This window comes from Pantoea sp. LMR881 (genome assembly GCF_027157825.1).
GTDB lineage: Bacteria > Pseudomonadota > Gammaproteobacteria > Enterobacterales > Enterobacteriaceae > Pantoea > Pantoea haifensis.
The window spans coordinates 2,004,737-2,029,777 of the sequence record NZ_JAPVOK010000002.1 but is presented as its reverse complement, the minus strand read 5'-3'; the positions used below and the strand labels follow the sequence as shown (position 1 = coordinate 2,029,777).

Genomic DNA, 25,041 nt, shown 5'->3' with positions numbered 1-25,041 from the left:
CCGGTCGCCCTTGCGGTTAATTGAACCGCGCGTCGCGATCGGCGGTTAAGTCATAAAGCTGATATTTACGTCCCAGCATTTGACCGCCGTCACGCGTCAACGGCACCCAGTTGACCTGCGCCCGGCCACGGGTTGGCGTCACGGTAAACAGATCCATTGGTACAGAAATATAGAAGCCTTTGGTGAAATCTCCTTCGCCATACTCTTCAGACGACACATTGGTTTTGGTGGCATAGACGCCAACCATCACACCGCTGTCAAAGCGTTTGGAAACGTCCACCGTTACGCCTTTATCTTTCGCCAGATACTGACCGACGCTGGCTTTGACCACCACATTCTGCATAAACCACGGACGCCAGTAAGCGGTCAGATTACCGGTTGGCGCTTTGTAGTTAGTGAACTGCATCATGTTGTCCCAGTCGCGCTGGCGAACATAATTAGCGTCAACACCCACAGCCCAGTTACTGTCAACCGGGCGATAAAGCAGTTCGCCGCCCACGCCGCCATACATTGTTTCCAGATAACCGCCATACAGCTGGCCGTAGAAACCGTTACCGAGATAGCCCATATAATTGGCCTGCAGATCGTTAACGTAGACGTTGTTTTCGACGTAATCGCGAATATGGGTTCGCACGCGCGGCAAGGAGGAATCGGCAGGCGCGCCGTTATAATTAAACTTGTCGTAATTATTGGCGATGTTGCCAAACAGACTGCCGCCCACCAGCAAATGATCGGTAAGCCAGTAATCGACGTTGCCCATGACGCCAGCCTGATACATGTAGAAACTTTCCGGGCCACCCACTGACTGGTTCAGCACCGGCGATAAACTGTAGCTGAGGCGACTTTTACGGATAAACAAACCCTGTTCTGTTTGTCCGGCATCGACTGGATTTTTGCGCGTCTGTTGCAGCGGCTGCTCGTGACCCAGCGGGTAGCCGGACAGCTCATTACGCAGGCTGGCAACCTTCGTTTCCGTGGTGACCTGCGGCATGTTGAAGCGTGATTCAGTGACGTTAATAGTATCGATATTCGCGGGCAGGTCATTCATCACGATGCGATTGGCGCGATCAACGCCTTCACGTGTATCACGATATTTAGTCTGCTCGCCTGAAACGTAGAGCGTATGGCCTTTAGTCTGTATCTTTGGACCGTTCAGCCCGGCGTTGTATTTCAAATCGGTTAACTGCTTCGCCACCACGGTTGGCTCTAAGAGCTGCGGCTGCGGATGGGGATCGTAAGCCGGTTTAGCACTGTCGAGATGCGCCTGGCGCAGGTCATTAAAATTGGTCCGAATGGTCACGCCAAACATAAACGTGTTGCCACGCTCGTAGCTGGCGTTGATATCTGCCCAGTCGGTTACACGATAAATTGCGCCGACATTTAGCTTGCTGCGCTGCTCAAGACGACCGGCAAAATCGTTCTGATAATCGTTGCCTTCATATTCCATTTTGAGACGTAGCGGCTGCCACGGCGTTTGATACTCCACGCCGCCAAACAGCGCGCTCGGGCCATGAAACATTTGCGATCCGTTGATCGACCCCGCTTCGCCAACGCCGGGACGTTGACAATAGCTGTCGCTGTAAGAGCAGAAGGGGTTTTTCACCGTGCCGCTGTTGCCGAGATATCCCCAGCCGAGGCCCAGCGTAAAATCAAACGGTCCCCACGCTTTGCTGGCAACCAGATATTCACTGTCGAACAGGCCGGTTCCGCCGAGATCGCGTGTGCCCAGTGAGACTTCCGGTAACCAGTAACTTTCCTGCCACAAGCGTATTTTCAGATCGAAGGCTTTGTCTTTGTAGCTTTGATTACCACTGAAATTTTCAACTGCACTGTACTGGCGGGTACGCACATCGGTATAGCGCACGGTGGTTTCCAGCCAGGGAAAAAGCTGTAACGAAGCTGAATAGTAGCGATATTGATCATTATCGCGGAAATTAAGGCTGAACTCGCCTTCTTTGGCCATACGTGCAGTCGGCACCTGCAATAAGCCAACGCCCCCAAAATCTGATTGTGACGGGCCAACCGGTTCGGGCCAGGTGTCAGCCTGAGCCTGACAGGCCGTTGCGACAGAAACAGCCAACAGGCTGAAGAGATAACGTTTTTTCATCAGTCGGGTATCCGGTGAGTCAGTACGGAGAGAATGCGGCTGTTCAGGTCGTCAAAGGCAGCGGGCAGGCTCCATGAAGAGAAACCGAGCCAGATAATGCTGCCGGGTTCAACTTCGACATGACGATGATTCCAGTAAGCAATCGGCACCTGTCTGGTCGCACCGGAAGGGGAGATAACCGTAGCAAAATCACGCTCGGCATTCGCAAGGCGAGCGTGATCGGCAAGATAATGACGCACTGACTGTCCCGGCTGCCACCGCACTTTACCGGCACCAGCAAGTGCACCGAGTAGCAGCACGCTGTCAGGCTGGCTGGATAGATAAAGATCGTAGTGGCCTTCGAGACGGCGGTTATCCGTGGGATGCAGACGGATCCAGTCGGGATCGAGCGGCGTGAACTGACGTCCGGTAACGTTGATCGCTTGCAGTTGACGAATCACGTCATCAATCGCTGCGGCACTGTCGCTGCTGCTGTCGGCACGCCAGGCACGAAGTTGTGCCAGCGTCTGTTGATAGTGCTGCTGTGCCACCGCCGTTGCGCTACGTTCGGCAATGACGGCACCGTGGCTGTAGGGCATTAACGCAGGCTGTGTCATCAGCTGCGCAAGGTTTTTCACCCGATCAATAACAATGCTGTTTTGATTGCGCGGCAGATGTACTGTGACCTGACCTTCCGCTGAGGCCAGTGCGCTGAACAGGCTCAGCCCGGCCAGTATAAAGCGTCTTTTTTTCATGATTTTGCCGGCTTCAGAATGGTGGTTTCAACGGGGAAAGCGTCAGCCGCCAGCATTTGATGGGCCTGGACCACCTCACCGCTGCGGTTATCGATCCAGAAGGTGTTTTCCCATTCACGACCGCTGCTGTCGATGCGTGCCTGTTCATGCCAGACGCGGCAGGCAATACGGTTACCGGCAATCTCCAGTACTTCATCGTCGCCACGCTGAAAGCTGGAACTCACGGTCGCTGCCCGTACCTCACCGTGCTCCGTCCACTGAACGATGCGTGTCCAGCGTGCTCCAGGGCTGATATGTAAAGTGTCAGTCAGCGGATCGTGCTGCAAATTACTGACCTGATGAAGGTTATCGGGTAAGCCAACAGTTTTAATCAGACGACCCTGAGCGGTGACCAGCATCGCTTTATCCTGGGTCACCCATTTTTGTTGACCCTGTTCGTTATAACCCAGCACCACAAAAATACGTGGGCCGTTATTGATGCGGGCGTAGAGGCTGGCGTAAGGCAGCTCGTTCACCTGTTGATCGGTGACGGTGACATCATCCGGGCCGTTGATGGCGAGCATCACGGTCTGTTCCAGACCTTTTTGCGTTGGTGTGCAGGCCTGCAGCAGCAGGCAAGCGAGCAGCAGAGGAAGTTGGCGCACTGTATGTCCCTGATAAATAATGCCAAAGTAGAATAACCACACAAATGTGTGGTTATGTTTAACGTTGTTCACCCTGCATATTTCAGGCTGCAGATCCGCTGGCTCACCCGCTCAACCGGATCGCTTACAGCAGTAAGCTTCAGGATTCACTTGTTTACCGCTTCCTGCGCCGCGAATTATGTTGGGTATATCAACGAGTGGTGCTCGTTGTGGTTGTGGTTGTTGTACCGGTATTTGCCCCGTCACCACCGCCAGAAGCGGCAACGCCGAGTCCTACTAACGCGCCGAGTGCGCCGATACCGACAGCGGTAGACGTACCGGCAGAGATTGCTCCCGCCTGCGCGCCTGCTGCGGCACCTGCTTCTTCCGGCGCGGCAAAAGCACTGGAAGAGACAGCAACGAAAAGTAAGGCTGCACCGGCAACCCTGTATTTTTTCATAACAACACCTGCATTGAATGAATGAAGGATTTAAACCCGAAATGCTCACGCTGTAGAGGCAAAGCTTTACATCAGAAGCCGTTCAGATTTACCCGTTGCGGGCGCGCTCAGTATAGGGCAACAAATTACCAGAGTTCAGCGCCGGAAAAAGTCAGGTATTCAGTGAGTGCTAAGGGAGTAATATTGAGTTAATTCAGCGTTAACTGCTTTTAAAATCGCTATTTTTTGCGGTTGCGCGAAATCTTTAACTGGTACGGCAAATAATGCAAAGCGTTTTGTTCTTATTTAATTAATATTGGTACGGAATAAGAATAATCAGATTTTCCTTATTAATGGCAAATAAAAATAATATTAATTATCAAAGGTTAAGCGAGGCGAGGAGGGAGAATTAGATCCATTTTTAATAGAGGATAAGGCAATAAAAAAGGGCAGGTTCAGAATTATCTCAGGGTATTTTAAGAATTATCTAAGCAGAGAAAACAGGCATGACGGCGAATTCATAGTCAATTGAGCCTTTTCAGGCAGAAAAAAGGCGGCATACCCGCCGCCTGAGAAAATAAATAATGAATTAACGCCAGGCCTTGTAACGATTAATCAAGGCATTAGTGGAACTGTCATGGCTCTCAACTTTTTCATCATTTTCCAGTTCTGGCAGGATACGGTTCGCCAGCTGCTTACCTAATTCCACGCCCCACTGATCAAAGGTGAAGATGTTGAGAATCGCGCCCTGCGTAAAGATTTTATGCTCATAAAGAGCAATCAGTGCGCCAAGGCTGAACGGAGTAATTTCACGCAACAGAATTGAGTTCGTCGGACGGTTACCTTCGAAAACTTTAAACGGCACGATATGGGCCACTGACTCGGCAGATTTACCGGCATCAGTGAACTCTTTTTCCACCACATCACGAGATTTACCAAACGCCAACGCTTCGGTCTGGGCGAAAAAGTTCGACAGCAGTTTCGGATGATGGTCGGCCAGCGCATTATGGCTAATTGCCGGAGCAATAAAATCACACGGGATCAGTTTTGTGCCCTGATGAATCAGTTGGTAAAACGCGTGCTGACCATTCGTGCCTGGCTCACCCCAGATAACAGGGCCTGTCTGGTAATCAACAGGATTGCCATCGCGATCGACATATTTACCGTTGGATTCCATGTTGCCCTGCTGGAAATAGGCGGCAAAGCGATGCATATACTGATCGTATGGCAGAATGGCTTCGGTCTCAGCACCAAAGAAGTTGTTGTACCAAATGCCAATCAGCGCCAGTAATACGGGCAGGTTTTGCTCAGCAGGCGTTGTCGAGAAGTGTTTATCCATGGCGTGTGCGCCACTCAGCAACTGCTCGAAATTATCGAAGCCGATGGAAAGGATGATCGACAGGCCAATCGCTGACCACAGCGAGTAGCGACCACCCACCCAGTCCCAAAATTCAAACATGTTATCGGTATCGATGCCGAAATCGCCCACGGCTTTGGCATTAGTCGACAGCGCCGCAAAGTGTTTTGCCACATGCTGCTGATCGCCAGCGGTGTTCAGGAACCAGTCACGCGCGCTGTGGGCGTTGGTCATGGTTTCCTGAGTCGTAAAGGTTTTGGAAGCGACCAGGAACAGCGTGGTTTCCGGGCTGAGATCTTTCAGCGTTTCAGCAATATGCGTACCATCAACATTGGAAACAAAGTGCATGTTCAGGTGATTTTTATACGGGCGCAACGCTTCGGTTACCATGAACGGGCCGAGATCCGAGCCGCCGATACCGATGTTCACCACATCGGTAATCGGTTTGCCGGTATAGCCTTTCCATTCACCGCTAATAATGCGCTCGGAAAAGCCTTTCATTTTATCCAGCACCGCATTCACTTCCGGCATGACATCTTTGCCATCTACCATCACTGGCGTGTTGCTGCGATTGCGCAGCGCAACGTGCAGCACGGCACGATCTTCAGTGCGGTTAATTTTTTCGCCAGAGAACATGGATTTGATGGCACCGCTCAAATCTGTTTCTTTCGCCAGCGCCTGTAATTTATCGAGGGTTTCCTGGGTGATGCGGTTTTTGGAGTAATCCACCAGCATCTGATCATCAAAGGTGGCAGAGAATTTGGCAAAACGATCGGCATCCTGAGCAAACAAATCGGCGATTTCTACCGTTTTCATCTCTTCAAAATGCTGTTGCAGCTCTTTCCAGGCTGCGGTTTGTGTCGGATTGATATTTTTCATGGCAACACTCTTGTTGATATTAAGAACCGTCATTCCATCGGGGTCACATCGTACCCGGTTAGCGTTTCAGTATGACCATAGTTGCAACTGAAAGGAAAAATTTTGTCACCGCAGTGGGTATGCAGTCATCACGCACCCTGTTGTCGCCTGGCTTACTGCGGCTGTTCGCCAGATCTGGCTGGCATGAATTTTCGGCATAATGCGATGGGGGAAACAGCCTGTTGTGGTGTCAGGATTCTTAATTTTGCCGCTCCGGCTGAACCCGTTTAGCACTCTACTTGTTGTAGTAACGGCAAATTTGCCTCCGGGTGCGCAGAAAATGAAAATTCCTCAAACGCTCAACATTGACAGCAAGGCAAGAAACCGATATTTGTATGCGCCTACTTGCGCTACCAAGCGTAAGCCAGAAGAGGCGCGTCGCCCAGGCAGTGTGTTTGAGGAACCGTATCCGGTGAAAATACATCAGGGGAGCGACGCCGAGGTGGTCAACACGCGGTGTGTTGCCTGTCGGCTGCAGGGGCTGAATCCCTGGGTTGTCACCAGAAATGTTCGCAGTCGGACGTTTTACAAGGTGGGGCGCTTCTGGGTGACTCGTCTACCCGATCTGGTCTGCCCGTTTCTGCTCTTTCCTTGTGCCAAGGCTGATAGAATGTCTCTCGTCCGCAGTAAGCGTGCGGGAGCAAGATAACCTGACACGAGGTCGTATATGTCTCAAACTTTGATTGTGGCGAAATTTGGTGGCACCAGCGTTGCCGATTTTGAAGCCATGAACCGCAGCGCCGATGTGGTGCTGGCTGATGCCAATACGCGTCTGGTGGTGCTTTCCGCCTCTGCGGGTATCACCAATCTCCTTGTTTCTCTCGCTGAAGGTCAGGAACCGTCACAACGCGTTTCCTTACTGGATGAGATCCGCCGTATCCAATACGCCATCATTGATCGCCTGCAGCGTCCTGACGTCATCCGTGAAGAAATCGACCGGATGATTGAAAACATTGCCATGCTGTCTGAAGCCGCCGCACTGGCAACTTCGACGGCGCTTACCGATGAGTTGGTAAGCCACGGTGAATTAATGTCGACGCTGCTGTTTGTCGAAATCCTGCGTGAACGGCAGGTAAATGCAGAATGGTTTGACGTGCGTAAAGTCATGCGTACCGATGACCGTTTTGGCCGCGCAGAACCTGAAGTCGATGTACTGGCTGAGCAGGCAACTGCACAACTGCAACCGCGGATCGCCCAGGCGCTGGTCGTCACTCAGGGGTTCATTGGTAGCGAAAGTAAAGGGCGTACCACCACGTTAGGACGTGGCGGCAGCGACTACACAGCCGCCTTGCTGGGTGAAGCGTTACACGCAGCGCGCGTTGATATCTGGACTGACGTGCCGGGTATTTACACCACCGATCCACGTGTGGTGCCAACAGCGAAACGCATCGACGAAATTACTTTTGAAGAAGCGGCTGAAATGGCAACCTTCGGTGCCAAAGTGCTGCATCCGGCAACGTTGTTGCCTGCGGTACGCCGTGATATCCCTGTTTTTGTCGGTTCAAGCAAAGATCCGGCAGCGGGCGGAACGCGCGTCTGTAATGAAACGAAAAACCCGCCGCTGTTCCGCGCACTGGCGCTGCGCCGTAAGCAAACCCTGCTGACGCTGCACAGCCTCAATATGCTGCATACGCCAGGCTTCCTTGCCGAAGTGTTTAGTATTCTGGCGCGCCATAATATTTCTGTTGATCTGATCACCACCTCTGAAGTGAGTGTGGCGCTGACGCTTGATACCACAGGCTCTACCTCAACGGGTGACAGCCTGTTGACCCAGGCGTTGCTGACAGAGTTATCATCGCTGTGTCGGGTGGAAGTGGAAGAGAACCTGGCGCTGGTGGCATTGATCGGTAATCAGTTGTCGAAAGCCTGCGGTGTCGGCAAAGAGGTATTTGGGGTGCTTGAGCCTTTCAATCTGCGCATGATCTGTTACGGTGCCAGTAGCTATAACCTCTGCTTTTTGGTGCCAGGCGCTGATGCTGAAAGCGTGGTGCGAACGCTACACCATAATCTTTTCGAATAATCAGCAAGCAGTAAAAAAGCCGGGCAATGCCCGGCTTTTTTATTTTCAGAGACGCAAACTGCAGCGGATAAGTGGTGCGATCTACCGTGTTCAGGGCCAGTAAGCAGTGTAATTTCAGGGATTGGTAGCCGATCCGCAGCAGGCAATCTGCATTTTCCCTTCTGGCTGCATCTTCGCCTTTCGTCTTGATAATGAAATGTTATGATCCTGCGTCCGCTCGCGTAGTCGTTCCTGCGCCGCGTATTTCTATGGCAAATCTGCTTAAAAACACAACATTCTTATAAGGAAGTCTGGCCATGCTCGCCACCTTAACTCGCCTGTTCCCACTTTGGGCTGTGCTGTTATCCATCGCCGCTTACTCTTCACCCAACACCTTTCTCGGCATTGGTCCCTGGGTCACTTATCTGCTGATGCTGATTATGTTTGGCATGGGCGTGACGCTGAATATTGATGATTTCAAACGTGTACTGGTGCGTCCGGCCCCGGTCATTGCCGGTACTTTTTTGCACTATTTAGTGATGCCGCTCGCCGCCTGGGCGCTGGCAAAATTGTTTCAGATGCCACCCGATCTGGCTGCCGGAATGATTTTAGTCGGTAGCGTTGCCAGCGGTACTGCATCCAACGTCATGATCTATCTGGCGAAAGGGGATGTTGCGCTTTCGGTTACCATCTCATCTGTCTCTGCGCTGGTAGGCGTATTTGCGACACCGCTACTCACACGTTTTTATGTCGATACGCATATTCAGGTCGATGTGGTTGGCATGCTGTTGAGTATCGTGAAAATTGTCGTAATCCCGATCGGTTTAGGATTGATTATTCACCACACCATGAACAGCGTAGTGCGTCGCGTCGAGCCGTATCTGCCAGCGTTTTCAATGGTGTGTATTCTGCTTATCATCAGCGCGGTGGTTGCAGGTAGCCAGAGCTTTATCGGATCGGTTGGATTAGTCGTGATCGCTGCGGTCATTCTGCATAACGCCATTGGTCTGTTGGGCGGCTACTGGGGCGGAAAACTGTTTGGCTTCGATGAGTCAACCTGCCGGACTCTGGCACTGGAAGTTGGCATGCAGAATTCCGGTCTGGCGGCGACGCTGGGTAAACTTTACTTCTCGCCGCTGGCTGCACTGCCTGGCGCACTCTTTTCCGTCTGGCATAACCTGTCAGGATCGCTGCTCGCCGGTTACTGGTCAGGTAAGCCGATCAAGAAGAAATAAGAGGCGGCGGCCCTCTCCAGGCGGAAAGGGCCGCGTCTGTTTACTCATATTCCCGCTCATCATCCGGTTGTTCCAGCACCGTATAAGCCACGCTACAAAACAGCGAATTGAGTCGCTTCATATCGCCCAGCAAGCCTAAATGCAGTGAGCTGGTTTCAATGCTTTGCACATTTTTTTGGTGCAGCCTGTCCACATGCGTATGTGAATAGCGTCGGATAAGAATACGGAAGCGGTGTTTGGCGCGACGCAGGCGTTTGGCGCTGGTTATATCATGCGCCAGAAAAACGGACAGGCTGAGCCGCAGGTTGGTCGTTAACTGCTCCTGCAACACCTCAAGTTCCTTCATTCCCTCTGGCGAAAACGCACGTCGCGCCGCAAGAGATTTATCCGCAACGTCGCCGCTCATGCGCTCAATAATGTCACCCGCCTGCTCGAGGTTGAGCGACATTTCAATGATTTCACCCCAGCGTCGCGAATCCTCTTCGCCTAAATCTTCTTTTGGCATACGCGCCAGATAGAGTTTGATGCCGGTGTAAAGCACATCAACATCGTCATCCAGCCGTCGTACCGTGCGCTCTTCGGCCAGCTCACCGTGGATCACTTTACTAAACGTTTCCAGCATCTGTTCCAGCACATCGCCGATGCGTAACACTTCCCGCGCGGCATTCACCAGCGCCAGGGCGGGCGTATCCAGCGCGCTGCGATCCAGATGCTTTGGCTTAAGGTGCATTTCATTTTCGCTATCGTCACGAATCAGGCGGCGGCACAGGCGTCCCATCGGCTCGGCAAACGGCACCAGCACTACGCAGCGGATCAGGTTGTAGAAAACGTGAAAAAGATCACTAATTCTTCATCGTTAACCGGCAGTTTATCCAGCCACTCGGCGACAAGGTTGACGAACGGCAGAATAGCGATACAGCCAACCAGCTTAAACAGCAGGCTGCCGAGTGCAACACGTTTGCCCGCTGCGTTCGATCCGCTGGCATTGATCATCGCCAGCAATCCGCTGCCAAGGTTCGCGCCAATCACCAGGCAAAGCGCCACTTTAAATGAAATCACTCCTGTGGCGGTCAGGGTCGCCGTGATCAGCACTGCCGCCAGGCTGGAATAGCTGATAATGGCAAACACCGCACCAATCAGCGCATCCAGCATAATGTCGCCGGTCAGGCTGGAAAACAGCACCTGTACGCCAGAGGCCTGGGTAATGGGGCGGGTAGCTTCAACAATCAGGTGTAAAGCTAAAAGGATCAGCCCAAGGCCAATGCTGGCCCGGCCAAGTTGCCCCAAGCGCGTCTGTTTACGGCTAAGAAAAAACACCACGCCAAAGAAGATAAACAGCGGTGATAGCCAGGAGAGATCAAAGGTCAGGATACGCGCCATAACCGCGGTTCCGACATCTGCACCGAGCACGACGACAAGGGCTGGTGTCAGGCTGACCAGGTTCTGAGCGACAAAGGACGTGACAAGCAAAGTGGTGGCGTTGCTGCTTTGCACCAGGGCAGTCACGCCGATTCCGGCAAGAAAAGCCATGGGCTTTTGCTCAATGCTGCGGCTGAGCACGCGGCGCAAATCGGCACCGTAGACGCGCATAATTCCGGTACGCACGATGTGTGTGCCCCATACCAGTAACGCGACGGCAGAGAGTAAATTAAGCAGGGTTAACACGTATAAGGGCTCCTCAACCATCAGGCTTTAAGCAGCACAGACTGCCAGCCTGACGGAGAGAGCAATCTGTGGGAAGGATTGCCAGACGAAGCGTGAATTTTCCCTGTGTTTTAAGCCACCTGGCGCAACGTCGACATTTCTAACTGTAGACCAATCTGCTGCCCATCAGGGTGCAAATCCGCCGCTGTTCGGTTTAATACATCAACAGACAGCTCAACGCCTTGCGCCCTGACGCGATAGCGAATCACGTTGCCAAGCAGGCTGTGGCTGAGAATTTCAGCCGGAATACCGTTTCCGACCGCAGTAACGCTCACTGTTTCTGGCCGAATCGCGACCTGACCCTGGAACGTTTGCCCGGTCAACTGTTTGGCCTGTTCGGCGCTCAGCAGGTTGTAATTGCCAATAAAGCCCGCAGCAAACCGATCTGCCGGCTGGGTATAAAGCGATTCAGCATCACCGTTCTGCACAATTTTGCCGCGATTCATCAGCACGATGCGATCGGACAGGGTCAGTGCCTCTTCCTGATCGTGCGTGACAAAGAGCGTAGTAAGCCTGAGCTCCTGCTGAATGCGACGAATTTGATCGCGTAAATGGCGACGAATACGTGCATCCAGCGCCGACAGAGGCTCATCCAGCAGCAGCAAACGGGGACGCGTGACCAGAGAACGCGCCAGCGCCACGCGCTGACATTGACCGCCAGAGAGCTGATGCGGATAGCGGCGAGCAAAATCGGTCAGCTCCACCAGCTCCAGCACTTCCATCACCCGCTGTTGCACCTCATGCTTCGGTAGTTTTTGCATTTTCAGGCCGAAGGCGACGTTTTTTTCCACCGTCATATTGGGAAACAGCGCGTAGCTCTGAAATACCATGCCAATGGATCGCTTCTGCGGCGACAGCGGCACGATATCTTTGCCCTGAAGTAAAATCTGTCCGCTATCAACAGAGGTTAAGCCCGCCAGGCAGCGCAGCAGCGTCGATTTGCCGCAACCGCTGGGGCCAAGGAGCGTAACGAACTCGCCTTCTTCGGCGCTGAAATCAATATGCTGAAAAATCTGTGTCGGACCATAGCTTTTATTCAGTTGCTTGACGTCAAGATAACTCACGATCGGCCTCGTTCAGGATTCAGGGCGTTTGCCAGCCAGGTGACCAGCAGCACCACAAAGAAATAAGAGATCACCAATGCGCTGGTGAAATGCCCGCTTCCGTTACGCATGTTGTAGAGATAAACCTGAAGAGTTTCATAGCGGTTGCCGACCAGCAGGTTAGCGAATACAAACTCACCTATCAGAAACGAGAACGAAAGCAGCACCGCAATCAGCACACCTTTGCGCAGATTAGGCAGCACGACAAACAGAGCGGCCTGCCAGGTGCTGGCGCCTAAGAGGTGTGCGGCATCAATCAGCTCTTTTAAATTAATTGCCTGCATGTTGTTGGCGATGGCACGGTAAATAAAGGGCAGAGCAAGGGTGAAGTAGCAGCCAATCAGGATCCACGGCGTGCCGGTAAGCATCAGGGGTGATGACGAATAGAGTTGCAGTAATCCCACTGACGAAACCACCGGCGGAACGGCAAACGGTATTAAAATCAGCACGTTCATGACGGCATCAAGACGTGGGTAGTAGTAAGCAATTACAAACATTGCAGGCAGTACCAGCACTAACGAGAACAGCAGCGCGCCGAAGCAAATCAGTAAAGAATGGCCCAGTGCGGTCAGAAAGCGTCCATCACTCCATAGCTGAATAAACCATGTCAGTGAATAGCCTTCCGGCAGAATGGTATTACTCCATTCAGAAGAGATGGCATAGAGAAACGTTGCCACCAGCGGCAGCGCCAGAATAATAAACAGCAACCATACTATCAGGCGGTGAAAGACCTGTTCCGCGCGCGACATCATTGCTCCTCTCAGGGCTGTTTCGCGTTGAGATAACTACGACGCACCAGATATTGCTGTACCACGGTAATTAACCCCATGATCAGCACCAGCAACATGGCCAGCGCGCTGCCAGTATTCGGATCCAGTGAAATATCGCCCGACACTAATGCCGCAATGCGCACCGGTACCACGTTAAAATTGCCCGTGGTCAGGGCATAGATAGTGGCGTAAGCGCCGAGCGCGTTAGCCAGTAAAATAACAAAGGTGCCAAGCAGGGCAGGAAACAGAATCGGCAGGCCGATATGCCACCAGTAGTGCCAACGGCCCGCACCCAGCAAGGCAGCTGACTCCTGCCACTCCCGTTTCAGTCCGTCAAAAGCCGGATAGAGCAGCAAAACGCCGAGTGGGATCTGAAACCAGGTGTAAACCAGCACCATGCCGTCACGCGAAAAGAGTTTAAAACTCTCAATCAAATCGTAATGGCGCAGCAGCAGCGTCAGGCATCCATTCAGGCCGAGCAAAATGACAAAAGCGAACGCCAGCGGCACGCCTGCAAAATTGCTGGTCATGTTGGTGAATGACATCATGAAGCGTTGCAGGCGGCCACCGCCCACCTGATGGAGGGAGTAGCCTGCAACTAACGCAATCAGTAAGCCGTAAATACTTGACCAGATTGAAATATCCAGTGAAAAACGAAACGCCTGCAAATAGAAGGGTGAGGTCAGAATGTCGCGATAATTATCCCAGCCCCACGCTTCATTCATGTCGCTCCAAAAGCTGTTAATGGCTATCCATAGCAGCGGTGCGAACTGGAACGCCAGCCAAAACAACGTAAAAGGCAGTAGCAGCAACAGGGCTAACGCTTTCCCCTTCATGCGCGCGGCTCCGCCAGCAGATCGCGACAAACCGGTTTGTCATGCGCAATGCCCAGCAGTTCACATACCGTGCCGCACAGTTCAGTCTGCTGCGGTTTGGGATCGGGCTGCAGCGAAAACGCTTTGCCAAAGACAAACAGCGGCACCCGCGTCTCTTCTGGCAGCATGCCGCCGTGCGATCGATCGTCATTCATTCCGTGATCGGCGGTTACGATAACCTGATAGCCTTCTGCCAGCCAGGTGGGCATCCAGTGCGACAGATACCCGTCAGCCATGCGTGCCCGGTTGCGATATTGCGGAGACGACAAGCCATGTTTATGACCGACATCATCTACATTCATCGGATGGATCAGTAGAAAGTCTGGGTTGTAGCGCAGGCGCAGACTCTCTGCATCTTCGAACAGATGAGAATCGGGATAGCTGTCATCAGAATAAAAATGGCCGTACTGAATAGGCAGTTCCGGCGCGTCGGTGTGGCGATCGCGCGCCGGAACAAACGGCGTCTGGTTATAGAGTTCACTCACCCAGTGGTAGGCTGCTGCGGCGGTTTTCAGCCCAGCCGCGCGCGCATAGTGAAAAATGCTGCGTTCACGACTCAGGCGATTCACGCCATTATGAATAATGCCGCTTCTGACGGGTGGAATACCGGTCAGAATGCACTCATACAGCGGGCGGGACAGAGAGGGTAATTCGCAGGTCAGGGCGTAATATTGTCCCTTGCCTTGCGCGCACTCAGCATGCAGATAGCCCATCGCATGTTGTGCAACCTGATTACTTAACCCATCCAGCACCACCAGGATCGTCTTCATGGCTTTCTCCTTGTCAGGGCTTACTGCTGCATATTGATGATGACGTTTTCCTGCCACAGGCGCGGCAGCATTTTGGATGACTTGTCCCAGGCCGCCTGGTCTTTGACTGGACGGGCATTTTTGTACTCAGACTGTGGCAGCAGCTTAGCCTGGACGTCAGCCGGTAAAGTCAGATGTTCAGCACGAATCGGGCGGGCATAGCCTTTTGCCAGGTTGATCTGACCAGCGTCAGAGAAAATGTATTCACGAGCCAGTTTTGCCGCGTTCGGATGTTTGGCGTATTTGTTGATAATGGTGGTGTAACCAGACGTCACCGAGCCGTCGGAAGGGATAACGATTTCATAGCGGCTTTTATCAATCTGGTCACGATAGTTCAGGCCGTTGAAGTCCCACACTACCGCCATTTGAATTTCGCCTTTCTCGATGTTAGCAATCACCGGATCGGTTACGCCAAGACGGCCTTGTTTGGCTAAATCAGCGAAGAAGTTCAGCGCCGGTTTCAGGTTCTTTTCATCGCCGCCTAATGCATAATTTGCTGCCAGCACGCCGTTGGCCGCCTGAGCTGCCACACCAACATCACCGATAGTAACCACATACTTACCTTTTTTCAGGTCAGCCCAACTGTGCGGGATATCTTTGACTTGTTGTTTATCTACAAGGAAAGCAATAGTGCCGGTATAAGCCAACATCCAGTTACCCTCCTGGTCCTTTGCCCATGCCGGGATCTGATCCCAGTGGGTTGGCTTATACGGTTGCGCCACGCCTTTTGCCACAGCAATTGGACCAAAAGCGGCACCCACATCACCGATATCTGCACTGGCGTTTTCTTTCTCTGCATCAAACTTCGCCAGTTCCTGCGCCGAAGACATGTCAGTATCACTGTGCTTTAAACCATACTTACTGCTGATATCGTTCCGGTATCTTTCCAGTTGGCCCAGCTGTCTGGCATGCCGACGCTGTTCACCTGGCCTTCGCTGCGCGCAGCTTTTTCCAGCGCGGCAAGATCATTATCGGCAGCCTGCGCAACAGGCAGGGCGAGAAATACAGCACTGGCTACTACAGAGGCGATAAACGCTTTCATCTCAGTTGCTCCCGGTGTAAGTTGAAATGCCTGACTGGTCTAGTCCAGCAAGAACCGAGCCAATGTAGCCTGAGCGGATGAAGGATTTATGACAGCTGCGCAGCAGGCAAGATGAAGCATGACAGTCAACACCGAATCAACGCAGGGCAGTCAGATCTGAACGCTGTCACCGAACTGTCATAGTGCGAAGTCGCACCAAAATGAGGCTACTGTTGTGGAGTCGATAGCACTCAAAACGGCTGATATGATCGCTGAAGCCTTACTGGCGAGGATCAATGCGGGCGAATTTAATTGCGGAAAATTGCCTGGCGAGCGGGCATTAAGTGAAGCTTTTTCCACCACGCGCATTACGTTACGCGAAGCGTTGGGCAAACTGGAAGCGCAGGGCGTTATTTACCGCGAACTGCGCCGTGGCTGGTTTATTGCTCCCCCACGCCTGATTTATAACCCATTACATCACAGCCATTTTCACGCTATGGCTGCCGAGCAGGGGCGTCAGGCCAGCACGGAAGTCATTTCGGCAGAGCAGGTTCTGGCGCAGAGCGACATTGCAGCAGCACTGATGCTGGCGGAGGGTGACACCGTTTATTGCATTCGTCGTTTGCGTCGTATTGATGGACGCGCCGTGTTGTACGTCGAGCATTACCTCAACCCACGTTTTTTCCCTGGCTTATTAGCAGAAGACCTGACGCGTTCACTGACCGATCTTTATGACCAGCGTTATGGCATTCGTTACGGTGGCGCACGATTCACCATCCTGCCAGGCCCGTTGCCAAACGTTGCTGCCCCCGCGCTTAACGTGGCTCCCGGCAGTCCTGGCTTGCGCATCACACGTATCAACCGCGACCAGCAAAAGCAGGTCATTGACTGCGACTGCGAGTACTGGCGTTACGATGCACTCTGTGTCGATGTTGAAGCCTGATAGTCATATTGTGATTTGCGTCACACTAACGCATGATAGCGCCAGCGATTAATCGTTTCCTTTGAGGCGTAACATGAGTGAAAAAAGCACCACAGGTCAACACATTGCATGCGTGTTGCAATGGGTTCTTAATGCAGGCCTGGTGATTCTGGCGATCATTTTAGTGGTGTTTCTCGGTAAAGAAACTATCCACTTAGCTAACGTCCTGCTTAACACCGGTGAGCAGGCATCGTCTTATCTGCTTGTTGAGGGAATAGTAATCTACTTCCTCTATTTTGAATTTATTGCCTTGATTGTTAAGTATTTTCAGTCTGGCTATCATTTTCCCCTGCGCTATTTTGTTTATATTGGCATCACGGCGATTATTCGACTGATTATTGTCGATCATAAAAATCCGTTCGATACATTGTGCTATTCCGCCGCCATCCTGCTGCTGGTGGTTACGCTGTGGCTGGCGAACAGCAACCGTTTAAAACGCGAATAATCTGTCACGCGGAGAGTGGTGTTCACACGCCGTCTCTGCGTTAAACTAGCGCCCTGCTAATTATTGGGAGTGGTGCTATGTCACAAGATGCGCTCAGCTTATTACGCGCGCTCAACTGGCTTTCACCTGAGCAACCGGGGCTTTCACCTGCGTTGCTGAACTGGTTGCTGGAAGAAGACTCAATGACACGACGTTTTGAGCAACACTGTCAGCAGGTTACCGTGCAACCGGTGCGTGAAGGCTTTATTAACGCAGACGAGTTAACGGATGAAAAAGCATTGCTGCCAGATGACGAACGTTTCTGGCTGCGCGAAATCATTCTGTTTGGCGACGATGAACCCTGGCTGGCGGGGCGCACGCTGGTGCCTGAAAGCACACTGAATGGCCCGGAAATCATGCTGCAGCAACTGGGTACACGCCCGCTTGGTCGTTATCTTTTTTCTTCTTCTACCTTAAGCCGTGACTTTATCGAACCGGGCAAAATCCATGATTTGTGGGGACGCCGCTCGCGTTTACGCTTGTCAGATAAACCGTTGCTGCTTACCGAGCTATTTTTACCGGCTTGCCCACTTTACCGCGACCTGGTTTAAGGAATTACGCTGTGCAGAAGACATTGCAGTTAAATAAATGGCAGGCCTACAGCCGCCTGATGCGTATCGATAAGCCGATCGGCACCTTACTGCTCATGTGGCCTACGCTATGGGCATTATGGCTGGCGAATATGGCTGTGCCGCCGGTGTCGGTGCTGGTGGTGTTTGTAGCCGGCGTCATTATTATGCGCGCCGCAGGCTGCGTGATTAATGATTATGCTGACCGTAAGGTTGATGGTCACGTTCAGCGCACACAAAATCGTCCGCTGCCCAGCGGCGCTGTGAGCGCGAAAGAGGCGAAAATGTTGTTTGTCGGGTTGGCACTGGTCGCCTTTGTGCTGGTACTGACCATGAATCTGATGACGATTTTGCTTTCTGTCGTCGGGCTGGCGCTGGCCTGGGTTTATCCTTTTATGAAGCGATACACCCATCTGCCGCAGGTCGTGTTAGGCGCAGCATTTGGCTGGGCGATCCCCATGGCATGGGCGGCAGTTAGTGAGTCCTTACCATTGGTTTGCTGGCTGGTGTTCATCGCGAACATCTGCTGGACGGTGGCTTATGACACGCAATACGCGATGGTTGATCGCGATGATGATGTGAAAATTGGTGTGAAATCAACGGCGATTCTGTTTGGCCGTTTTGACAAATTAATCATCGGCCTGTTGCAGTTAGCCACGTTAGCTTTGATGGTCACTGTCGGTTTGCTGCTGCAACTCAATGGGGCCTTTTACTGGTCGCTTCTGCTGGCGGCGGCGCTGTTTGTGCACCAGCAAAGACTGATCGCTCAGCGTGAACGCCAGCCCTGTTTTCAGGCCTTTCTGAATAACAATTATGTTGGGCTGGTGTTGTTCATCGGTGTCTTAATGAATACGCCGCCGTTTAGCCAAATGTTTTGAGCAGAGGGTTAACCGGCAATAAAAAAGGCGACCCCCGCTGGCAGGTCGCCTTTTTTGATCGCTAATGACATCAACTCACTGGTCTTTACTCGTGCGCAACCGCACTTTCAATGGTCAGACGAACGTCACTGGTCACCAGATCGGCCAGAATGAGCCATGTAGCATGGGTCTGTGTAACATCTGCATCACCGCGGTCACTGATATACCCTTCGTCACGCAACGTGAGCACCAAAGAAGTAAATACGGCTTTATCGAAAAACTCTGGCGCATTGATTCCATGCAAAACCGACAGACGCTGTGCCAGCGTGCGGCTCTCTTTTTCCAGCGTACCGCGGTTAATGGCCGGTTTGGCACTGAGAATCGAGAAGGTAATGGCATAACGCTGCAGCGTTTCGCGAATACCGGCTGCCAGCAACTGCAACGTGCGGTAACGGGCGGCAGTAAAGCGCAACTGACCATTTTCCAGAGTGATCAGTCCCTGGCGCGCCATCTCCTGACAGAAATCTGACAGCAATTGTGGCAGTTCCTCTCTCTCCCAACGCAGGAACAATTCACTCTTCAGCATGGGGTAAATCAAACTGACCTGGCGTAGCAACTCAGCTTCGCTCAGATTCGGATGCTGCTGAATTATCGCAGCGATGAGCGACGGCATGACCAACATATGGTGAATGTTGTTGCGGTAATAGGTCATCAACACCGCTTGTTCACGCGGCAGGATGATGATGTCGCCAATATTGTCCTTTTCGCTCTCAAATTTGTTCATGCCCATCGCATGATCAAGCAGCGATTCAGCCGAAAGTTCTGGCACGGTCGCGTTTGGTGAATAAGGCACGTTGCGAAGTAGCTGGGTATAGCATTCAAGCTGTTCGATTAACTGTTCACGCGTTAGCGAACGCTGGCGCGAGGCAAGCAGAGCAGTAACACACAGATTCATCGCATTGGCTGCACCTGCTTCGTTGATGCGGACCATTAAACGTGCGGCAATGTCGTTTACGGTTGGCGTCAACCAGCTTGGGCGCTGCGGCTCAATAGGGTCAATTGCGTCACGCCACTCCGGCACGCGCTTGTTAAGGTAATTCACCAGCGGCAGCGGTTCGCCAAAGTTAACGTAACCCTGACCCAGGTTGCGCAGCTTACGTAACCCGCGCACCATCTGCATAAAGCCTTCTTTCTCTTTTGCCGCGCCGCGCAATTCTTTAGCGTAAGTACCCACTTCCATCACGTGCTCGTAGCCAATATAAATCGGCACCAGAGTGATAGGGCGATTGCCACCGCGCAGCATCGCCTGTAGCGTCATTGCCAGCGTACCGGTTTTCGGATCCAGTAAGCGGCCTGTACGTGAGCGCCCACCTTCAACGAAGTACTCCACTGAATAGCCACGTGTAAATAACTCGCCTAAATATTCACGGAACACGGTTGAGTAGAGCTTATTACCCTTGAAGGTACGGCGGATAAAGAAGGCACCGAGACGACGGAAAATCGGTCCGGCTGGCCAGAAGTTGAGGTTGATCCCAGCCGCAATATGAGGCGGCACCAGACCCTGATGATATAAAACATAAGAGAGCAGCAAATAGTCCATGTGGCTACGGTGGCACGGCACATAGACAATTTCATGACCATCCTGCGCCAGCTGACGCACCCGCTCGCCGCCGTTGACATTGATGCCCTGATAAAGGCGACTCCACAGCCAACCCATGACGCGATCTGTCACCCGAATCGCTTCGTAAGAGAAGTTAGCGGCGATTTCTTCCATCATCTCAACCGCATTCTGCTGCGCTTTTTCATGAGAGATTTTTTTGCTGCGCGCCTCATCTTCTACTGCTTTTTCAATGGCTTTTGATTGCAATAGCTTGTTAAACAGATCCTGACGAGCGGGTAAGCGTGGACCAACCGCCGCGAGACGCTGCCGGGCAAAGTGAATACGCGCCACGCGCGCCAGTTTTTGCGCAATGGATTGATCTGTTCCGTGCTCGGTCGCCATTCGGCGTAGCGAAACCGTGGGCGAAAAACGCACAAAGCTGTCACGTCCGTGCCAGAGCACGGCGAAAAACTTTGCACGCCATTCAGCACACGCAAATGCGGCGTGGCTTCTCCCTGAACCTCACGCCCCGGCGCGCGACCAAACATCACCGTTACCGGCAACATTTGAATGTCGAGGTCGGGATTGTTGCGATGCAGATCAAGATAATCGTGAAAGATTTTCACTGACTCGACGCTGGGCACAAAATAGGGAAACACGCGCGGGCCATCGTGAATAAAAACGTGGCGTGGCAGCAGTACCCCGTCAATCTCCAGGGAGAAAGTGGGTCGGGAAGATCGTGTTTGATACACTGCGCACGTAAAGTCAGTAAGTCGGCCTTCGAATCGTAAGGCAGAACATACATAATGGGCCGGGTAGGATCCAGACCATGTTCAGAAACAGGATCGGCCGGAATGGCCTTACTTTTTACCAAAAACGAGAGTGGTAAATTGAGTAATTTGTAATAAAGTTTACGCCAACCTGACATAGACAACATGAAGCCTCTTGTTAGCAAAGCGCCGCAAGCATACCAGAAAGTGCAGCGAAGATCTGTGGTGGTGCCAAATGCACGCAGCCCAGACATTGACGTCATTCCGTTAAAAGGGTTCCCTCAACATGGCAAATAACGCCACCGGTCTTATCAGAATTGTGAAAGCAGCCGGTTATTCCTGGCAAGGCCTGCGCGCCGCCTGGCAACATGAGGCTGCATTTCGCCAGGAAGCTATCGTTGCGCTTGTTGCTATCGGCGTGGCTTGCTGGCTGGATATCGATATTATTTCGCGCATTTTAATGATTGGAACGGTGATGTTAGTCGTCATCGTTGAGATCCTAAACAGTGCTATTGAATCGGTTGTTGACCGTATTGGCCAGGAACGTCACCCGCTTGCTGGCCGGGCAAAAGATATGGGCTCAGCGGCGGTATTGCTAAGTATCTTACTGGCGGTTTTCGTCTGGATCGCGCTGCTTTGGACACATTTGCGATAAGCTTTCCAGAAAGTGCCAACCGGCTGATTAATACCTGACTTTTGGTTTCCATTTCGCCAATACCTGTATATACTCACAGCGACTGTATAAACAACCAGGGGCGGGATGAAAGCGTTAACCAGCAGGCAGCAGCAGGTCTATGATCTGATTCGCGACCACATTAATCAAACGGGCATGCCGCCTACACGTGCAGAAATCGCTGCGCAACTGGGTTTTCGTTCACCCAACGCTGCTGAAGAGCACTTAAAAGCCTTAGCGCGTAAAGGCGTCATTGAAATTGTTTCTGGCGCATCACGTGGCATCCGTCTGTTAATGGAAGAAGAGACGTCAGAAGGCATTCCACTGATTGGTCGCGTGGCCGCCGGTGAGCCGATGCTGGCGCAAGAACATATCGAAACTCATTACAAAGTCGATCCCGGCCTGTTTAAGCCTTCAGCGGATTTCCTGCTGCGCGTTAACGGTATGTCGATGAAGGATATCGGCATCATGGATGGCGATTTGTTAGCGGTACACAAAACGCAGGATGTGCGCAACGGACAAGTGGTTGTGGCGCGTATTGACGATGAAGTTACGGTGAAACGCTGGAAAAAACAGGGTGCCATTGTGCATCTGTTGCCAGAAAATAACGAATTTGAACCCATCGTGGTTGATACACGCGCTCAGTCTTTGACCATCGAAGGTTTAGCGGTTGGCGTGGTTCGTAACGGTGAGTGGCTGTAATCCTGCTATAGCTGCTTTTGTTCGCTGGTCCTGATGCTATTCTGTCTGCCCGAATTTAGCCGCTGCTGTCTCGCCTGTTGACGCAGCGGCGTTGAGCACGGATCTGCGAATGCCATTTTTGACTACAGCCGACAAAAATCTTTGGCGGCTAGCTCTGCCAATGATCCTTTCTAATATTACTGTCCCGTTACTGGGCCTGGTTGATACAGCCGTCATTGGTCATCTTAATAGCCCGGTCTATCTCGGCGGCGTAGCTATTGGCACCACTATCACCAGCTTCCTTTTTATGCTGTTGCTTTTCCTTCGGATGAGCACCACGGGGTTAACAGCACAGGCATTCGGCGCAAATGACAAAGCAGCCCTGGCACGTGCGCTGACCCAGCCATTAATCATGGCGCTGTTGGCCGGCATAATCTTTATCTTCCTGCGCGATCCGATCTCTCTGCTCGCGACTCATCTGATGGGCGGTGATCCAGACGTGCTGGAGCAGGCCGCGCTCTTTATTCATATTCGCTGGCTCAGTGCCCCCGCAACCCTGGCAAACCTGGTGATTTTAGGCTGGTTGCTTGGTGTGCAGTATGCACGCGCACCGGTGATTTTGCTGGTGGTCGGTAATACAGTGAATATTTTACTCGATCTCTGGCTGGTGCCTGGGTTGCACTGGGGCGTAGCGGGGGCTGCAACAGCCACGGCGCTGGCAGAATATGTCACGCTGGCAGTCGGTTTAGCGATGGTCTGGCGCGTTTTGAAGCTTCGCGGTATTGATATGAATGTCATCAGACAGAGCTGGCGTGGGGATATGGGCCGCCTGCTGCGGCTTAATCGCGACATTATGTTGCGTTCGCTCATGCTGCAATCATGCTTTGCTTCCCTGACTCTGCTTGGGGCACGGATCGGGCCGGAAGTGGTAGCAGTCAACGCCGTGTTGCTGATGTTTATTACCTTCACTGCCTATGCGCTTGATGGTTTCGCTTATGCTGTTGAGGCATTTGCGGGTGAAGCGCACGGTGCGAAAGATAGCAGCAAATTATTACGTGTCTGGCGAGCAGCCTGTCGACAGGCATTGCTGGTCGCAATTATCTTTTCGCTGATATATGCCATTTTCGGTACGCAAATCGTGTCACTGCTAACGTCCATTGGCGCGTTACAGCAGATGGCGGATCGTTATCTGTTCTGGCAAATCGTTATTCCGATAGTCGGTGTAGGGTGTTATCTGCTGGATGGCATGTTTATTGGCGCAACGCGCGGTCGCGAGATGCGCAACAGCATGGCGGTAGCGGCGCTGGGATATTTTCTCACGTTATTGACGGTGCCCTGGCTGGGCAATCATGGCTTATGGCTGGCGGTAGCGGTTTTCCTGGCGCTCCGCGGTGTGTCGTTAGGCTTTCTATGGCGTCGCCACTGGCAGAACAACACCTGGTTTATGGGCTGATCTTTTCTTAAAATCCCCGGAGGCTACGGATTATTCTGTATTGTCCCGGCAAATTCCAAAACCTCTACTATAATTAACTCTGAATGGCGCAAACGACAGGCGCTTTATATCGTTATTGTCTTGCAAGGCAAGATATATGATGAAATCTAAAGGACGTGGAGGTCTGCAATGAATCAAGACGAAGCGAGTGGTAACTGGAAGCAGTTCAAAGGAAAAATGAAAGAAAAATGGGGCAAGCTGACTGACGATGATATGCAGGTCATTGAAGGGAAACGCGATCAGCTTGTCGGTAAAATTCAGGAACGTTATGGCTACGCTAAGGATGAGGCGGAAAAAGAAGTCACAGACTGGGAAGGCCATAACAAAGACTACCGCTGGTAATTTAGTCAATTTATGGATGATGCTCCTACCCCGCCGGTACGCTCATGCTGGCTGGCACAAGGATGTGCCGACTAACTTCTCTTTCCCCGCTTTTTAGTTTCTGTCTCATGGTCATGTTCACAGCTTCCATGACGGTTACAGGCCTCAACTTCAACGCAGTTTTCACACAAACCGTGTGCTTCAATCACGCTATGGCGTAGCGCAAAACGCGCCTCACTCGCTAATAACCCAATAATGTTTTCAACACCTTCGGCATGTTTTTCAATGACTGCCGCACAGCGATCACACACCAGCATAACGGAAGTATGAGCAGGTGCTTCAAAGTGGTGGCACATCACGTAACTGTTATTCGACTCAACGCGGTGAATAAAGCCTTGTTCAAGCAAAAAGTCTAAGGCACGGTAAACAGTCGGCGGTTTAGCTTGCGGTTCATTAATGCGCAGCTGATCCAGTAAATCGTATGCGCTTATCGATCCTCGCTGTTCTGCCATCAAACGCAAAACTTCCGCACGCTGCGAAGTCAGACGAACACCGCGCTGCAGACACAGTTTTTCAGCCTGGGACATAATTTGCTCTGAGGTCATCGTCGACATGAAAATTCTCCGCTAGACAAGTGATGTTATTTTATCACAGCTAATTTTCCTCCGCAGAGGTTGCTGCTCAAGCACAATACGCTATTTACCCTGCGATCTGCCTTCCCGATCCTGCTGTCTGACGCTAATTAACCCTGGATTCAGATCCAGCGCGTTTAAAAATAAATAAAGATTTTTTCATTTTTTCCCTTTGCAACTCACTGAGTTAAGCACTAATGTTCAAAAGCATTTAAGCAATATTTGGCAGTAATTTGCTTTTTTAACGCTTTTTTGAACAATAAAAACGCTTTTGCGTTGTAAAAAC

The 25,041-nt window shown here is 52.0% G+C and carries 20 protein-coding genes, 3 pseudogenes and 1 riboswitch; of the genes and pseudogenes, 10 read left to right on the top strand and 13 right to left on the bottom strand.

What is annotated here, in order from left to right; translation table 11 throughout:
• Positions 1–16 precede the first annotated feature (16 nt).
• The 5 genes from O3W44_RS11350 to pgi form a co-directional block, all read right to left on the bottom strand.
• Complete coding sequence (locus tag O3W44_RS11350) at positions 17–2,107, bottom strand: YjbH domain-containing protein (RefSeq protein WP_269293163.1); 2,091 nt, start codon at positions 2,105–2,107, stop codon at positions 17–19.
• Positions 2,107–2,841 (bottom strand): capsule biosynthesis GfcC family protein, encoded by a 735-nt coding sequence (locus O3W44_RS11345; RefSeq protein WP_269293162.1) that lies wholly within the window; start codon positions 2,839–2,841, stop codon positions 2,107–2,109. The genes O3W44_RS11350 and O3W44_RS11345 overlap by 1 nt, the downstream gene beginning before the upstream one ends.
• Positions 2,838–3,485: a YjbF family lipoprotein gene (locus tag O3W44_RS11340; protein WP_269293161.1), complete on the bottom strand. Its 648-nt coding sequence runs from the start codon at positions 3,483–3,485 to the stop codon at positions 2,838–2,840. Before O3W44_RS11340 ends, O3W44_RS11345 begins: the two co-directional genes overlap by 4 nt.
• Before the next feature lie 190 nt (positions 3,486–3,675).
• Positions 3,676–3,924 carry an exopolysaccharide production protein YjbE gene (gene yjbE / locus O3W44_RS11335; protein ID WP_269293160.1) on the bottom strand — a complete coding sequence of 83 codons (249 nt, stop codon included), beginning with the start codon at positions 3,922–3,924 and terminating at the stop codon, positions 3,676–3,678.
• A gap of 568 nt (positions 3,925–4,492) precedes the next feature.
• Complete coding sequence (gene pgi / locus O3W44_RS11330; RefSeq protein ID WP_269293159.1) at positions 4,493–6,139, bottom strand: glucose-6-phosphate isomerase; 1,647 nt, start codon at positions 6,137–6,139, stop codon at positions 4,493–4,495.
• A gap of 399 nt (positions 6,140–6,538) precedes the next feature.
• Positions 6,539–6,729, top strand: a riboswitch (Lysine riboswitch).
• Between the two features lie 116 nt (positions 6,730–6,845).
• Between pgi and lysC the strand changes: the two genes are divergently transcribed.
• A complete protein-coding gene (lysC, locus tag O3W44_RS11325) occupies positions 6,846–8,198 on the top strand; it encodes a lysine-sensitive aspartokinase 3 (protein ID WP_269293158.1) in 1,353 nt (450 codons plus the stop codon).
• A 296-nt stretch (positions 8,199–8,494) separates the two neighbouring features.
• On the top strand, positions 8,495–9,412 hold the full coding sequence (panS, locus tag O3W44_RS11320; protein ID WP_269293157.1) for a ketopantoate/pantoate/pantothenate transporter PanS: 918 nt from the start codon (positions 8,495–8,497) through the stop codon (positions 9,410–9,412).
• Positions 9,413–9,452: 40 nt separating this feature from the next.
• Here the strand turns inward: panS and O3W44_RS11315 are convergent.
• The 6 genes and pseudogenes from O3W44_RS11315 to O3W44_RS11290 all read right to left on the bottom strand — a co-directional run bounded on the left by O3W44_RS11315 (position 9,453) and on the right by O3W44_RS11290 (position 15,715).
• Positions 9,453–11,077, bottom strand: a pseudogene (locus tag O3W44_RS11315) (Na/Pi cotransporter family protein).
• Between the two features lie 110 nt (positions 11,078–11,187).
• Complete coding sequence (locus O3W44_RS11310; RefSeq protein ID WP_269293156.1) at positions 11,188–12,180, bottom strand: ABC transporter ATP-binding protein; 993 nt, start codon at positions 12,178–12,180, stop codon at positions 11,188–11,190.
• Entirely contained in the window at positions 12,177–12,968 is a 792-nt protein-coding gene (locus tag O3W44_RS11305; RefSeq protein WP_269294425.1) for an ABC transporter permease, read from the bottom strand. The genes O3W44_RS11310 and O3W44_RS11305 overlap by 4 nt, the downstream gene beginning before the upstream one ends.
• Before the next feature lie 11 nt (positions 12,969–12,979).
• Positions 12,980–13,825: an ABC transporter permease gene (locus tag O3W44_RS11300; protein WP_269293155.1), complete on the bottom strand. Its 846-nt coding sequence runs from the start codon at positions 13,823–13,825 to the stop codon at positions 12,980–12,982.
• On the bottom strand, positions 13,822–14,634 hold the full coding sequence (locus O3W44_RS11295) for an alkaline phosphatase family protein (RefSeq protein ID WP_269293154.1): 813 nt from the start codon (positions 14,632–14,634) through the stop codon (positions 13,822–13,824). The genes O3W44_RS11300 and O3W44_RS11295 overlap by 4 nt, the downstream gene beginning before the upstream one ends.
• 20 nt (positions 14,635–14,654) lie before the next feature.
• Positions 14,655–15,715, bottom strand: a pseudogene (locus O3W44_RS11290) (ABC transporter substrate-binding protein).
• Between the two features lie 214 nt (positions 15,716–15,929).
• Between O3W44_RS11290 and O3W44_RS11285 the strand changes: the two are divergent.
• The 4 genes from O3W44_RS11285 (at position 15,930) to ubiA (ending at position 18,607) form a co-directional block, all read left to right on the top strand.
• Positions 15,930–16,637, top strand: coding sequence for a UTRA domain-containing protein (locus tag O3W44_RS11285; protein WP_269293153.1), 708 nt, complete (start codon positions 15,930–15,932; stop codon positions 16,635–16,637).
• A 73-nt stretch (positions 16,638–16,710) separates the two neighbouring features.
• Complete coding sequence (psiE, locus tag O3W44_RS11280; protein WP_269293152.1) at positions 16,711–17,121, top strand: phosphate-starvation-inducible protein PsiE; 411 nt, start codon at positions 16,711–16,713, stop codon at positions 17,119–17,121.
• Between the two features lie 77 nt (positions 17,122–17,198).
• Positions 17,199–17,711: a chorismate lyase gene (gene ubiC / locus O3W44_RS11275; protein ID WP_269293150.1), complete on the top strand. Its 513-nt coding sequence runs from the start codon at positions 17,199–17,201 to the stop codon at positions 17,709–17,711.
• A gap of 11 nt (positions 17,712–17,722) precedes the next feature.
• Positions 17,723–18,607, top strand: a complete 885-nt coding sequence (gene ubiA, locus O3W44_RS11270; RefSeq protein WP_269293149.1) for a 4-hydroxybenzoate octaprenyltransferase — start codon at positions 17,723–17,725, stop codon at positions 18,605–18,607.
• Between the two features lie 85 nt (positions 18,608–18,692).
• Here ubiA and plsB read toward each other — a convergent pair.
• A pseudogene (plsB, locus tag O3W44_RS11265) lies at positions 18,693–21,114 on the bottom strand (glycerol-3-phosphate 1-O-acyltransferase PlsB).
• Positions 21,115–21,242: 128 nt separating this feature from the next.
• Between plsB and O3W44_RS11260 the strand changes: the two are divergent.
• The 4 genes from O3W44_RS11260 to O3W44_RS11245 all read left to right on the top strand — a co-directional run bounded on the left by O3W44_RS11260 (position 21,243) and on the right by O3W44_RS11245 (position 24,144).
• Positions 21,243–21,611 (top strand): diacylglycerol kinase, encoded by a 369-nt coding sequence (locus O3W44_RS11260; protein ID WP_269293148.1) that lies wholly within the window; start codon positions 21,243–21,245, stop codon positions 21,609–21,611.
• Positions 21,612–21,716: 105 nt separating this feature from the next.
• The gene (gene lexA, locus O3W44_RS11255; RefSeq protein ID WP_269293146.1) at positions 21,717–22,331 is read left to right on the top strand and encodes a transcriptional repressor LexA; all 615 of its coding nucleotides are present in this window, start codon (positions 21,717–21,719) and stop codon (positions 22,329–22,331) included.
• Between the two features lie 109 nt (positions 22,332–22,440).
• Positions 22,441–23,763, top strand: a complete 1,323-nt coding sequence (dinF, locus tag O3W44_RS11250; RefSeq protein WP_269293145.1) for an MATE family efflux transporter DinF — start codon at positions 22,441–22,443, stop codon at positions 23,761–23,763.
• A gap of 168 nt (positions 23,764–23,931) precedes the next feature.
• A complete protein-coding gene (locus tag O3W44_RS11245) occupies positions 23,932–24,144 on the top strand; it encodes a CsbD family protein (RefSeq protein ID WP_269293144.1) in 213 nt (70 codons plus the stop codon).
• Between the two features lie 71 nt (positions 24,145–24,215).
• Here the strand turns inward: O3W44_RS11245 and zur are convergent, their stop codons facing one another.
• Positions 24,216–24,737, bottom strand: a complete 522-nt coding sequence (gene zur / locus O3W44_RS11240) for a zinc uptake transcriptional repressor Zur (RefSeq protein WP_269293142.1) — start codon at positions 24,735–24,737, stop codon at positions 24,216–24,218.
• Positions 24,738–25,041 lie beyond the last annotated feature (304 nt).